The organism is Dysgonomonas sp. Marseille-P4361 (assembly GCF_900343125.1).
Lineage (GTDB): Bacteria > Bacteroidota > Bacteroidia > Bacteroidales > Dysgonomonadaceae > Dysgonomonas.
This window is the reverse complement of the sequence record NZ_OPYL01000001.1, coordinates 80,897-93,912: the sequence shown is the minus strand read 5'-3', so window position 1 is coordinate 93,912 and position 13,016 is coordinate 80,897. Positions and strand designations below refer to the sequence as shown.

Genomic DNA, 13,016 nt, shown 5'->3' with positions numbered 1-13,016 from the left:
AAGATAGGCTTATGAAGTTGCAAGATTTACTTAAAAATATAGATATACTTGATGTAAAGGGAGAGAATAACCCTGATGTGACAGGGATATTTACAGATTCACGTAATGCAATCGACGGGTCTGTTTTTATAGCCCTCAAGGGTGTTCAGGTTGACGGACATCAGTATGTGAATAACGCTTTAGATTTAGGAGCTAAAGTTATAGTTTATCAAGATAATATAGATGTATCTAATTCTGCTATTACTTATGTAAAAGTAAAAGATACAGCTGATGCTGCGGGTAAGATAGCTACCTATTGGTATGGAGATCCATCCAGCAAATTAAAATTAGTAGGAGTTACCGGTACAAACGGTAAAACTACAACGGCAACACTGCTTTACGAAATGTTTCGTAAGCTAGGATACAAAGTCGGTTTATTGTCTACGGTTGCAAATTATGTGGACGAAAAAGCCTTTCATGCAACACATACAACACCCGATCCCATTTCTTTAAATGATATGCTGAATAAAATGGTAGAAGCAGGTTGCGAATATGCTTTTATGGAAGTGAGTTCACATGCTATTCATCAAAAACGCATCAGTGGGTTAAAATTCGAAGGAGCTGTCTTTACCAATCTTACTCAAGACCATTTGGACTATCATAAAACTATGGCAGAATACCTGAAAGCGAAGAAAACCTTCTTCGACGAACTGCCTGAGACTGCTTTTGCTTTGACAAATATTGATGATAAAAACGGATTGGTGATGCTTCAAAATACAAAAGCCAAGAAGCATACTTATTCGGTTCGTTCACTAGCCGATTTTAAAGCGAAAATCATAGAGAAACATTTTGATGGTACTGCAATTGAAATTAACGGAAAAGAAGTACAAGTCCAATTTGTTGGTGTATTTAATGTTTACAATCTGTTAGCTGTATATGGTGCAACAGTGCTACTTGGACAAGATCCTGACGAGGCTCTTCTTGTATTAAGTACATTGAAACCCGTGTCAGGACGCTTCGAGACCTTGCGTTCGCCAGAGAATTATACGGCAATTGTAGACTATGCGCATACGCCTGATGCTTTGACAAATGTATTGGAGGCCATTCATGAAGTTCTTGACGGAAGTGGACGTGTAATAACTGTTGTTGGTTGTGGTGGAAATCGCGACAGGACTAAGCGTCCGATTATGGCGCGCGAAGCTGTCCGTTTGAGCGATCAGGTTATTCTTACATCGGATAACCCTCGTTGGGAAGAGCCTCAGGCCATTATAAACGATATGGCGGATGGTCTTAACAGCCAACAGATGAAAAAAACATTGCTGATAGCAGAGCGTGAACAAGCTATCAGAACTGCTTGCACATTAGCAAAAGAAGGAGATGTTATCCTTATTGCCGGTAAAGGACATGAGGATTACCAAGATGTAAAAGGAGTGAAACATCACTTCGATGACAAAGAAGTTGTTTTAAAATTATTCAACGATTAGTCTTTATTCTGAAAATAGAGAGAGTAAATATTGATCATAAATAAATATTCATAATGTTATATTATCTATTCGAATTTCTAGATAGTTTAGATTTTCCGGGAGCGGGGATGTTTAAATACGTATCGTTCCGTTCAGCGATGGCCCTATTGTTGTCATTGCTGATTTCTACATTGATTGGACGACGTATTATCGATAAACTCCAAAAGTTACAAGTAGGAGAGGTTGTCCGTAATCTTGGATTAGAAGGGCAATTAAATAAAAAAGGAACTCCAACTATGGGGGGAATCATTATTATCATTGCTATATTATTGCCTACCCTTTTGCTCACTCGCTTAGATAATATCTACATTATATTGATGATAATTACTACTGTGTGGCTCGGATCTTTAGGGTTCTTGGATGACTATATAAAAGTATTTAAGAAAGATAAAGAAGGACTGCATGGTAAATTCAAAATTATAGCTCAGGTTGGATTAGGCTTGATTGTAGGATTAGCTCTTTATCTAAGCCCAGATGTAGTTATCCGAGAGAATGTTGAATTTCGCAATCAGGATAATGTTATCGAACGTGTGAGTTATGAGGCGGTAGGGGCAAAGTCTACTCAAACTACAATTCCTTTTGTAAAGAATAATAACCTTGATTACGAAAGTCTGGTTTCATTTATGGGCGATTATGCCGAACCGGCAGCTTGGATTTTGTTCGTTATTGTTGTTATATTTATTGTTACAGCGGTATCCAATGGAGCAAACCTTACAGATGGATTAGACGGATTGGCTGCGGGTAACTCTGCAATCATAGGTGTCACACTGGGAATACTGGCATATGTATCTGGTCACATCGAATTTGCATCCTACCTCAATATAATGTTTATTCCCGGTAGTGAAGAGCTAGTGGTGTTTGCTGCTTCATTTATTGGGGCAACAGTAGGCTTCTTGTGGTATAATGCTTTTCCGGCACAAGTGTTTATGGGTGATACGGGAAGTTTAACGTTAGGGGGGATTATCGGTGTATTTGCCGTAGTAATACATAAAGAATTATTATTACCAGTTCTTTGTGGTGTTTTCTTTGTAGAAAGTATCTCTGTGATGATGCAAGTATTCTATTTCAAATTTACGAAAAAGAAATATGGGGAAGGGCGACGTATATTCAAAATGACTCCTCTGCATCACCATTTCCAAAAGGCAGGAAATTCGGGGATACAAGCAATAATTCAGAAGCCGATAGGTCCTATTCCGGAATCTAAGATAGTAGTACGTTTTTGGCTAATAGGCATTATTCTTGCAGTTGTTACTCTGGCAACCCTTAAAATGCGATAATAAAAAATTATGGATAAGATAGTTATACTTGGTGGCGGCGAAAGTGGAGTAGGATCAGCTATTCTGGCTAAGGCAAAAGGCTTTGAAGTCTTTTTGTCCGATAGTGGAACGTTGCAGGATCGCTATAAGGCAGAGCTTGACCGACATAATATTAAGTACGAAGAAAAAGGTCATACCGAAGAGGTTATTCTATCAGCTACTGAGATAATAAAAAGTCCGGGTATTCCTAACTATGTCTCTCTTGTGAGAAAAGCAAAGGATATGGGAATTCCAATCTTATCCGAAATGGAGTTCGCAAAGCGCTATACATCGGCTAAAATGATTTGTATAACAGGTAGTAATGGTAAGACAACTACAACCAGCCTGATATATCATATACTGAAATCTGCCGGATTGAATGTCGGGCTAGGAGGAAATATAGGACGTAGCTTTGCTCGTCAGGTTGCTGAAGAGAATTACGATTATTACGTATTGGAGTTGAGCAGCTTTCAGCTTGAAAATATGTACTCATTCAAAGCCGATATAGCTATTTTGTTAAACATAACTCCTGACCATCTCGATCGTTACGATCATGATATGCAAAAGTATGTTGATGCAAAAATGCGTATCGTACAGAATCAAACAGAGGAAGATGCATTTATCTTCTGGGAAGATGATCCTATCGTAAGTAAGGAATTGGATAAACTGGTTTCGTCGGGTAAGCAATACTCGTTTGCGGAATATAAGGAGGATAATACTTCTGCATATCTGGAAGATAATGAGATAATTATAAACACTCCTAAATCTGTATTTGTTATGGAGCAAGATCTATTAGCATTAGAAGGTACTCACAACTTGTACAATTCGCTGGCATCCGGTATTGCTGCTAAGTTGCTAGATATAACAGATGATAATCTGCGTCAATCGTTGAGCGATTTTCAGGGAGTAGAACACCGTCTGGAGAAGGTAGCACGAGTAAGAGGAATACAATTCGTGAATGATTCTAAAGCTACGAATGTAAATTCTTGCTGGTATGCCCTTAAGAGTATGAAAACGAAAATTGTTCTCATACTAGGAGGAACAGATAAAGGGAATGATTATACCGAGATAGAGTCCTTAGTGCTCGAGAAAGTAAGAGCATTGGTTTTTCTTGGTGTAGATAATAGTAAATTACATCAGTTCTTTGATGGGAAGGTTGAAAAAATAGAAGATACTTCTTCCATGAAAGATGCTGTAGAGAAAGCTTATGCCTTGGCAGAAGAAGGAGATACCGTTTTGCTATCCCCATGTTGTGCCAGTTTCGACCTCTTCAAGAATTATGAAGACAGAGGTGATCAATTTAAAGAATGCGTTAGAAAATTATAGATAGCATGGAATTTAATTTTTTAGGCAGGGCATTTAAAGGCGACAAGGTGATATGGTGTATATTCATAGCACTTTGCGTTGTTTCGTTGCTTGAGGTGTTTAGTGCCACAAGTACGATCGCATATCGCCAGCAAAACCACTGGGCACCAATATTACGTCATGCAGCCTTTTTGCTGATAGGCTCTGCTGTAGTAATGTTCTTGCAACGTGTGCCAAGTCGCTTCTTTTCTATACTATTGTTGGGTTTACCTGTTTCGGCCATATTACTGATTGTTACAATGTTTATGGGTGAAGACGTCAATGGAGCTCAGCGATGGCTGGGGATAGGTGCTTTTACCATACAGCCTTCCGAATTTGCCAAGATATCAGCAATCGGTTTTGTTGCCTTCTTCCTGAGTAAGATGAAGCCCGGAAATGAAGATTGGATATTCAAAACATTGATTATTGGTGTAGGTGTGCTATGCTTGCTTATTGCTCCCGAAAACTTATCAACAGCATGCTTATTGTTTGGTGTGTGCTTTTTGATGATGTTTATTGGGCAAGTCAGTTTAAAGAAGTTGGGAATGATCGCTCTGGTTGGTATAGGAGCAGGAGTTATCCTTATTGGTAGCCTTACCTTATTACCCGATTCTTTTGCAAAAGATTATTTACCCGATCGTCTTGCAACATGGAAAGCTCGTATAGAGCGACATTCCAGTGAGAATGAGATCTCGATACATGACAAATTGGAGGATGGTTCGGTAGCTTATAAGATTACAGATGAAAATTATCAGGTATCTCATGCTAAAATAGCCATTGCAAATGGTGGCATTATAGGTTTACCTGGTAGTGGAGTAGAGCGGGATTTCCTTCCTCAGGCCTATTCCGACTTTATATATGCAATCATTCTGGAAGAGATGGGATTGCTTGGGGGAATATTTGTTTTGATGCTCTACGTCGTCTTGATGATACGGTGTGGAGTTTTGGCATCCAAGTGCGAAAAGAAATTTCCTCGTTACCTGATATTAGGAGCCAGTATAATGCTGACCATACAAGCTCTGGCGAATATGGCTGTGGCTGTAAACCTGATACCTGTAACAGGACAACCTCTACCCTTGATAAGTAGAGGAGGAACTTCTACGATTATTACATGTGCATACTTTGGTATTATTTTGGCTTGTTCTTCTAAGTTGAATAACTCAGAACATGAAGATGTAGACGAGAGTATTGCAAATATTGATTTTGAAACATTTGACAGTATACCTGTAGAACAAAACAATGGATAAATTGAAAGTTATTATAAGTGGAGGTGGTACCGGAGGACATATTTTTCCGGCAATAGCCATTGCCAATACAATAAAGAAACGTTACCCCGATAGTAAAATTCTTTTTGTAGGAGCAGAAGGACGTATGGAGATGGAAAAGGTTCCGGCTGCAGGCTATGAGATTATTGGAATAAAGGTGTCCGGCTTCAATCGTAAAAATTTACTTAAAGCATTTTCTACTATTTGGCAATTTAGGAAAAGCTTGAAGAAAGCGAAAGAAGTAATAAAGGATTTTCAGCCTGATATAGCTATTGGTGTTGGAGGATATGCAAGTGCCCCAACTTTGTATAAAGCGAGTTCATTGGGAATTCCGACATTGATACAAGAACAGAATTCCTACGCGGGTATTACAAATAAATTTTTAGGGAAGAAAGCTTCGAAAATATGTGTAGCCTATGACGGGATGGACAAATTCTTCCCGAAGGATAGGATCGTTATGACGGGTAATCCTATCAGAGAAGAGCTAATGTCTGCTGCAATAACAAAAGAAGAGGCTTGTAAAGAATTTAATCTAGATCCGTCAAAGAAGACAATCTTGCTGATTGGAGGAAGTCTAGGTTCAAGAACGTTGAATAAAAGCTTACTGGCTGCTATAGATAAGCTGGCTGCATCGGATGTGCAAGTCTTGTGGCAATGTGGCAAGTTGTATTCTTTTGAACTGAATATGGATATTGAAGGTCGTGGTAACCCTTCCAATATTCACCTGCATGAGTTTATCACTCGTATGGATCTGGCTTACAAGGCCGCTGATCTTGTGATATCCAGAGCAGGAGCAAGTTCAATATCAGAATTGTGCTTGCTGGGTAAGCCTACTATATTAGTGCCATCGCCAAATGTGTCGGAAGATCATCAGACAAAAAATGCAATGGCCTTAGTTGATAAAGAAGCTGCTGTACTCATTACAGACATGGAAGCAATGAATGTTCTGGTAGATAAAGCCCTTGAAATGGTAAATGACGAGGATCAACTAAAAAAGTTGGCTGAGAATATTCAGCAACTGGCACAGCCAGACTCTGCTAATCGTATAGTAGATGAAGCAATAAAATTAATTAAAAGATAGAATGGATATACAGTCAATATATTTTATTGGTATAGGAGGAATAGGGATGAGTAATCTGGCTCGCTATTTTATTTCTAAAGGAAAAAAAGTAGGCGGTTATGATCGTACAGAAACCCTTCTGACCAAGACATTGGTAAGTGAAGGAGCTGAGGTACATTACGAGGATAATGTAAATCTTATTCCTGATTATTGTAAGGATAAAACGACAACTTTGGTTGTATTTACTCCGGCAGTACCCTCCGATAATGAAGAAGTAAAATATTTTGAAAAAGAAGGATTCGTTATGCAAAAAAGGGCTCAGGTATTGGGTACTATTACTCAGTATAGTAAGGCTCTATGTTGTGCAGGTACTCATGGCAAAACGACTACTTCGAGTATGTTGGCTCATATATTGAAACAATCGCATCTGGATACAAATGCATTCCTTGGCGGCATTTTGAAGAATTACAGCAGTAACCTGATGCTTTCCGAAGAGAGTGAATTCACAGTGATCGAAGCTGATGAATATGATCGTTCGTTCCATTGGTTGCATCCGTATATGGCACTGATTACATCTGTTGATCCCGATCATCTTGATATATACGGAACAGAAGAAGAGTATCTGAAAAGTTTTGAAAAATTTACAAGCTTAATATCTTCGGATGGAGCTTTGGTATTAAAGCATAATACGAAGTTGTCTCCTAAGGTGAAAGAAGGAGTATGCGTATATACTTATTCTATCGATAAGGGAGACTTCCATGCTAAAAATATAAGAATAGGGAATGGCGAAATCTATTTCGATTTTGTAACACCTACGGAGGTTGTGAAAAATGTACAACTAGGTGTTCCCGTTAAAATAAATATAGAAAATGGCGTAGGAGCTATGGCTATCGCTTGGTTGAATGGTGCTACTGCCGACGAGCTGCGGCATGGTATGGCTACTTTTCAGGGAGCAAAACGTCGTTTCGATTTCCTGCTGAAAACTGATAATATAGTGATGATAGACGACTATGCACATCATCCTCAGGAATTGGCTGCAAGTATTTCATCAGTAAAGACTTTGTACCCGGATCGGAAGGTAACCGGGGTGTTTCAGCCGCATTTGTATTCACGAACAAAAGATTTTGCAGATGATTTTGCTCATAGCTTGTCATTACTTGACGAACTTATATTGTTAGATATTTACCCAGCTCGGGAAAAACCAATAGAAGGTGTGACTTCTAAGATAATATTTGATAAGGTTACATGTCCTAAAGTATTGTGTAACAAGGAAGAATTATTACCTTTATTGGAACAAAAAAGCGATATAGAGGTATTGTTGACTATTGGAGCCGGAGATATTGATCGGTTGTTAGAGCCAATTAAGGAAATATTGGAACAAAAAATATGAAGAAAGTTCTCGTTATCATAGGTCTATGTGCGCTAGTTGGTTACTTGGTGTTTGTAGCTTTCTACTTTCAGGAAAAGCCGAAAGAAGGCGTATGTTCCAAATTTGAAGTAGAGGTTAGTAATATTCAGGAAGGAGAACAATTCGTAGATACAGATGATATCGCTAAATATCTGAAAGAAAAAGATCTTGACCCTACAGGTAAACAACTGAAAGATATTAACACGAATGTAATAGAGGAAGCAATCTTGTCAAACCAGTTGGTAAAGAAAGCAGATGTTTTTGTTACTAACAGTGGAGGTATCAGAGCCGTGATAGAGGAGAGGAGACCTATACTGAGGATTATTAGTGATAACGGAGAAAACTATTATATAGACGACGAGGGGAGGAAAATGCCTCTGTCGAAACGCTTCACCGCATATCTTCCGGTAGCCACAGGATCAATAAAAGAAGAATTTGCAAAAGCAGACTTACATAAATTTGCATTATTTTTGCATCAGGATAAATTCTGGAATGCGCAGATTGAACAAATTGTAGTACTTCCCAATAATGAAGTGAAACTTATCCCTCGTGTGGGCGATCATCAAATCATTTTAGGAAGTCTGCATGGATATAAAGAACGCTTGGATAAATTACTGACATTTTATGAAAATGGTCTGAATGCAGCAGGCTGGAATAAATATTCTGTTATTAATTTGAAATACGACAAACAAGTTGTTTGTACTAAGCGTTAATAAGTGAAATTTCTTACTGAGCTGTTTTTGGCCAGTCAAAAAGATATATAAGTATGGAACAATCAGGTTTTATTGTTGGTATAGACCTAGGCACATCTAAAATAGTTGGAGTTTTGGGTCGCAAAAATGAACAAGGAGTAATTTCAATCCTGGCATCGGAAAGTATCCCTTCGGATGCTAGTGTAAGGTATGGAGTTATTTATAATATAGATGAAGTTGCTGGAAAGATAAAAAAACTAATCAGTCTTCTTGAAAACAAGGTTGGCAAAAAGATTGGTAAAGCATATGTTTCTATAGCCGGTAAATCTCTTCGTGCAGTAGAGCATATCGAAACTAAATACTTAGACGGAGTTACGCCTATTACATTTGCTATGTTGGATAGTATGGAGCAACAGGCAAAACTGAATAAACCGGATTTTTATACAAATTATAGTGTTTTGGCTCCCGAATATTATTTGGATGGCAAATACGAAGAAGATCCTATCGAGAAGACCGCTTCTACGATCGAAGGGCATTACAGGCTGGTGATAGGTCGCCCTAATATAAAAGCGAATCTGATAAAGAGTATTTCAGAAAAAGCAAAAATAGAGATAGCAGGGTTTATCGTTGGCCCCGTATCTTCCGGTGCATTAGTGTTGGACGAAGAAGATCGTCAAAAAGGGTGTGCTTTGGTCGACTTTGGAGCAGGTACAACAACGCTTTCTATTTACAAGGGAGGATTACTACGCTACATGACAGTAATTCCATTTGGAGGTCGTACAGTGACTAAAGATGTTCAAGAATTAGGCTTTGTGTTCGATTCAGCCGAAACTTATAAGAAACGTTATGGCAAGCTAGGTAAAGATAAGAATAAGCCAACAGCGGATGTCGCTCCTGAAGTTGACTTACGAGAACTAAATAAAGTTATTCAACTTCGCGAAGACGAAATTATTCTGAATGTATTACACCAGATAAAAGAGTCAGGTTTTGCAGAAGAACTGGAAGCCGGTATTATCATCATGGGAGGAGCCTCTCAGATGAATGGACTTCCGGAATATCTGTTCGAAAAATCTCAGATGCCTGTGAAAAAGGCAGTAGCTAAGCGTGTATATATTAATAATGCTGCGGAGTTGCTTCAAAACCCTTCTTACACGCAAGTATTGAGTCTGTTGCTATTTGCAAGCGAAAATTGCGAAAAGAAAGAAGTGATTATCCCTCAGGAAGAAGTAAAACCCGTAGTAACCCCTATTTCTACTCCTCATGTTGAAGAAGAAATCGAGGAAGAGGAAATTCATGAAGAAGAGCATCCTAAGAAACATAAGAAAGAAAAGAAATCAAAGGATGGTAAACAAACTTCTCTTTTCGGCTTCTTCGAAAAGATTCAGAATTTTGGAGGAACAATGTTTAACGACGAGGAATAATACATTCGTTATCTAATAAAAAACAAAACAACTTAAGATATGGATGAAAAGATACTAGACTTCCAATTCCCACGAAAAACTCAAACAATAATAAAGGTTATTGGAGTTGGTGGTGGTGGCGGAAACGCAGTAAATCATATGTATAACGAAGGTATCCACGATGTGTCTTTCGCTCTATGTAATACCGATAATCAGGCGTTATGCGAGTCGCCGGTTGATACGCGCATCCAATTGGGACGTAAAACAACTGAAGGATTAGGGGCAGGTAATCGTCCCGAAGTAGCGAAAGAAGCAGCCGAAGAAAGCCGAGAGGACATAGAAGCGCTGTTGAATGATGGAACCAGAATGGTATTCATCACTGCCGGTATGGGAGGTGGTACAGGTACCGGAGCAGCTCCGGTTGTTGCCCGCATAGCAAAAGATCTTGGAATCCTGACAGTTGGCATTGTGACTATTCCTTTCGTTTTCGAAGGACGTAAGAAAATTATACAAGCCCTGAAAGGTGTAGAAAATATAGCCCGCAATGTTGATGCCCTTTTGGTAATCAATAATGAGCGACTGATTGATATATATGCCGATCTGACTATTCCTAATGCATTTGCAAAGGCTGATGATACACTGACTATTGCCGCAAAAGGAATCGCAGAGATAATTACTGTACATGGTCATATTAATCTCGACTTTGCCGATGTTAAAACTATTCTGAAAGATGGTGGTGTAGCCATTATGAGTAGTGGATACGGAGAAGGAGAAAATAGGGTAGAAGATGCTATTGTTAATGCCCTTCACTCTCCACTGTTGAATAATAATGATGTATTTGATGCTAAGAAAATATTATTCAATATATACTCTAGTGCTGAGACTCCTCTTATTGTAGAAGAGATGGAGGCTGTTTCAAATTTCATGAAACGATTTGGACCAGAAATAGAGGTTATCTGGGGAACAGCAACAGATGATAAGCTAGGTAATAAAGTTAAAATTACACTTCTGGCAACAGGATTTGGTATGTCTAGTATTCCGGGTATTGACGAGCATTATCGTGAATTGTCGGAAGAAGAAGAGTTGGCTGAAGAAGAGCGCATCAAAAAAGAAGAAGAGGAAAAACGTCGTATCAATGAAATGATTGAGAAACACTATGGTAAAGATGGTGTGCAGACAATGGCGGTGAGATCTTCTGTTTTCGGTCAAAAACCGGTAGTCTTATCTACTGAAGAATTGGATGACGACAAGATTATCGATGCTTTGGAGAATACTCCGGTATTTAAACGCGACGAGAAATTTAATCCTAGTGAATACAAACCTGAAGCACATAAGCAGCAAGGTGGTTTGTTTAATGACTAATAACTAAATACAATAAATATATGAGCCTATTTGATAAAGTTAGCGAAGATATTAAAGATGCAATGCGTGCAAAAGATAAAGTGCGGTTAGAAGCATTGCGTGGAATGAAAAAAGAATTTATAGAGGCTAAAACGGCTAAAGGGGCAGAAGATGAATTGTCAGATGAAGCAGCCATCCAAATAATTCAGAAGATGGCTAAGCAGCGCCGTGACAGTGCAGAAATATATAATGGACAAAGTCGTCCCGATCTGGCGGAGAAAGAACTTGCGGAACTTGCTGTTCTTGAAGCTTATCTGCCAAAACAGCTTACGCAAGAAGAGCTGGATGTAAAAGTTGCTGAAATTATCGCTCAGGTTGGCGCTAGTTCACCTGCCGATATGGGTAAGGTGATGGGAGTGGCAACTAAAGCACTTGCCGGTGTTACTTCGGGGAGAGCTATTTCCGATACTGTGAAGAAATTACTGAGCAAGTAAGATTTCTTATATATTAGTTAAGGTATAAAAAAAGCAGGAATTTGAAAAATTCCTGCTTTTTTGTTTATGATATAGGGATTAGTTAGTAATTCCTAGTTTAGCTTTTACTAGAGCATTAGCATTGATTGCGTTTGCTCCAATATGTAGAAGAGAAGCTTCATCTAAGATGTATGTATAGTTGTTTTCATTACCTACATCTTTAATTGCTTTGACCATTTTTTGTTGAACTGGCTCAAGTAATTGTTGTCTTTTTTTCTCAAATTCTTGAGAGCTTGTTTGTACGTATGATCTGTATCTTTGTTCTAAAGCAGCTAACTGAGCTTGTCTGTCTTGGATAAGGCTTTCAGTTAATTCTGTCGTGTCTTTTTGAAATTTTTCTGCTAATGCAGTATATTCAGCTTCAATTTCAGCAGATCTTTTTTGTATTGTTTCTCCCTCAGTGTTCAATTGAGTTTCAATATCTTTTAGCTCAGGCATTTTAGAGAAAATCTCCTGAGAGTTGATGTAAGCAATTTTGTCTTGCGCGAAGATAGTTATTGGTGCTACGATAAAAAGTAGCAGGATTAGTTTTTTGAACATAATTATAATTTTCTTTTAGTGGTTAATTCTATATTAATATTGAGAACAAATTTAAATAATTATTTCGAATATCCTAGTTTAGCAAGTACTTCATTACTTATATCTATCTTAGGGGATGCAAAAATAACGCTTTCGGCAGAGGCTCTGTCCAAAATTAGCTGATAGCCTTTCGATTCGGATAGCTCTTTTACTGCGTTATAAATATCATCCTGAATTGGCTTAATCAAGGCTTCTCTTTGTTTAAATAATTCACCTTCGGGACCAAAGTATTTACGATTTAGTTCTTGTAGATTTTTCTCTTTTTCTACAATCTCATTCTCTCTTTTAGTTTTTTGTTCAGCAGAAAGAAAAACAAGATCTGATTGATAAGACTTGTACATATTCTTTACCTCTTGCTGCTGTTTTTCTACCTCTCCTTGCCATTTTTTAGACATAACCTCAAGTTGCTCTTGAGCGGTTTCGTAGCTACTTATATTGCTAAGAATGTACTCCATATCTATTAAGGCGAATTTTTGAGCATAACTGCTGGCAGTTATACCTACAAATAATGCGAATAATATTAAAAGCTTTTTCATATACTCCCAAATTTAGTTTTTAAACTTTGTGTAATTATTTCATCTTTAATATAAAGATATA

The 13,016-nt window shown here is 38.1% G+C and carries 12 protein-coding genes; 10 read left to right on the top strand and 2 right to left on the bottom strand.

Going from position 1 to position 13,016, the window contains the following annotated elements:
• Positions 1 to 11 precede the first annotated feature (11 nt).
• The 10 genes from DHU68_RS00365 to DHU68_RS00320 are packed head-to-tail and all read left to right on the top strand — an operon-like array spanning position 12 to position 11,801.
• A complete protein-coding gene (locus tag DHU68_RS00365) occupies positions 12 to 1,463 on the top strand; it encodes a UDP-N-acetylmuramoyl-L-alanyl-D-glutamate--2,6-diaminopimelate ligase (RefSeq protein ID WP_108820991.1) in 1,452 nt (483 codons plus the stop codon).
• Positions 1,464 to 1,516: 53 nt separating this feature from the next.
• Complete coding sequence (gene mraY, locus DHU68_RS00360; protein WP_108820990.1) at positions 1,517 to 2,779, top strand: phospho-N-acetylmuramoyl-pentapeptide-transferase; 1,263 nt, start codon at positions 1,517 to 1,519, stop codon at positions 2,777 to 2,779.
• A gap of 9 nt (positions 2,780 to 2,788) precedes the next feature.
• Positions 2,789 to 4,123 carry a UDP-N-acetylmuramoyl-L-alanine--D-glutamate ligase gene (gene murD, locus DHU68_RS00355; RefSeq protein WP_108820989.1) on the top strand — a complete coding sequence of 445 codons (1,335 nt, stop codon included), beginning with the start codon at positions 2,789 to 2,791 and terminating at the stop codon, positions 4,121 to 4,123.
• Positions 4,124 to 4,128: 5 nt separating this feature from the next.
• Complete coding sequence (locus DHU68_RS00350; RefSeq protein WP_108820988.1) at positions 4,129 to 5,388, top strand: FtsW/RodA/SpoVE family cell cycle protein; 1,260 nt, start codon at positions 4,129 to 4,131, stop codon at positions 5,386 to 5,388.
• Positions 5,381 to 6,487, top strand: a complete 1,107-nt coding sequence (gene murG, locus DHU68_RS00345) for an undecaprenyldiphospho-muramoylpentapeptide beta-N-acetylglucosaminyltransferase (protein WP_108820987.1) — start codon at positions 5,381 to 5,383, stop codon at positions 6,485 to 6,487. Before DHU68_RS00350 ends, murG begins: the two co-directional genes overlap by 8 nt.
• Before the next feature lies 1 nt (position 6,488).
• The gene (murC, locus tag DHU68_RS00340; protein ID WP_108820986.1) at positions 6,489 to 7,856 is read left to right on the top strand and encodes a UDP-N-acetylmuramate--L-alanine ligase; all 1,368 of its coding nucleotides are present in this window, start codon (positions 6,489 to 6,491) and stop codon (positions 7,854 to 7,856) included.
• Positions 7,853 to 8,587: a cell division protein FtsQ/DivIB gene (locus tag DHU68_RS00335; RefSeq protein WP_108820985.1), complete on the top strand. Its 735-nt coding sequence runs from the start codon at positions 7,853 to 7,855 to the stop codon at positions 8,585 to 8,587. The genes murC and DHU68_RS00335 overlap by 4 nt, the downstream gene beginning before the upstream one ends.
• 53 nt (positions 8,588 to 8,640) lie before the next feature.
• On the top strand, positions 8,641 to 9,987 hold the full coding sequence (gene ftsA, locus DHU68_RS00330) for a cell division protein FtsA (protein ID WP_108820984.1): 1,347 nt from the start codon (positions 8,641 to 8,643) through the stop codon (positions 9,985 to 9,987).
• Between the two features lie 39 nt (positions 9,988 to 10,026).
• A complete protein-coding gene (gene ftsZ / locus DHU68_RS00325) occupies positions 10,027 to 11,328 on the top strand; it encodes a cell division protein FtsZ (protein ID WP_108820983.1) in 1,302 nt (433 codons plus the stop codon).
• Between the two features lie 20 nt (positions 11,329 to 11,348).
• Positions 11,349 to 11,801 carry a GatB/YqeY domain-containing protein gene (locus DHU68_RS00320; RefSeq protein WP_108820982.1) on the top strand — a complete coding sequence of 151 codons (453 nt, stop codon included), beginning with the start codon at positions 11,349 to 11,351 and terminating at the stop codon, positions 11,799 to 11,801.
• Positions 11,802 to 11,879: 78 nt separating this feature from the next.
• Here DHU68_RS00320 and DHU68_RS00315 read toward each other — a convergent pair whose 3' ends face one another.
• Together DHU68_RS00315 and DHU68_RS00310 are read right to left on the bottom strand one after the other, a co-directional pair.
• A complete protein-coding gene (locus DHU68_RS00315) occupies positions 11,880 to 12,380 on the bottom strand; it encodes an OmpH family outer membrane protein (protein WP_108820981.1) in 501 nt (166 codons plus the stop codon).
• Between the two features lie 59 nt (positions 12,381 to 12,439).
• A complete protein-coding gene (locus DHU68_RS00310; protein WP_108820980.1) occupies positions 12,440 to 12,955 on the bottom strand; it encodes an OmpH family outer membrane protein in 516 nt (171 codons plus the stop codon).
• Between the last annotated feature and the right edge of the window lie 61 nt (positions 12,956 to 13,016).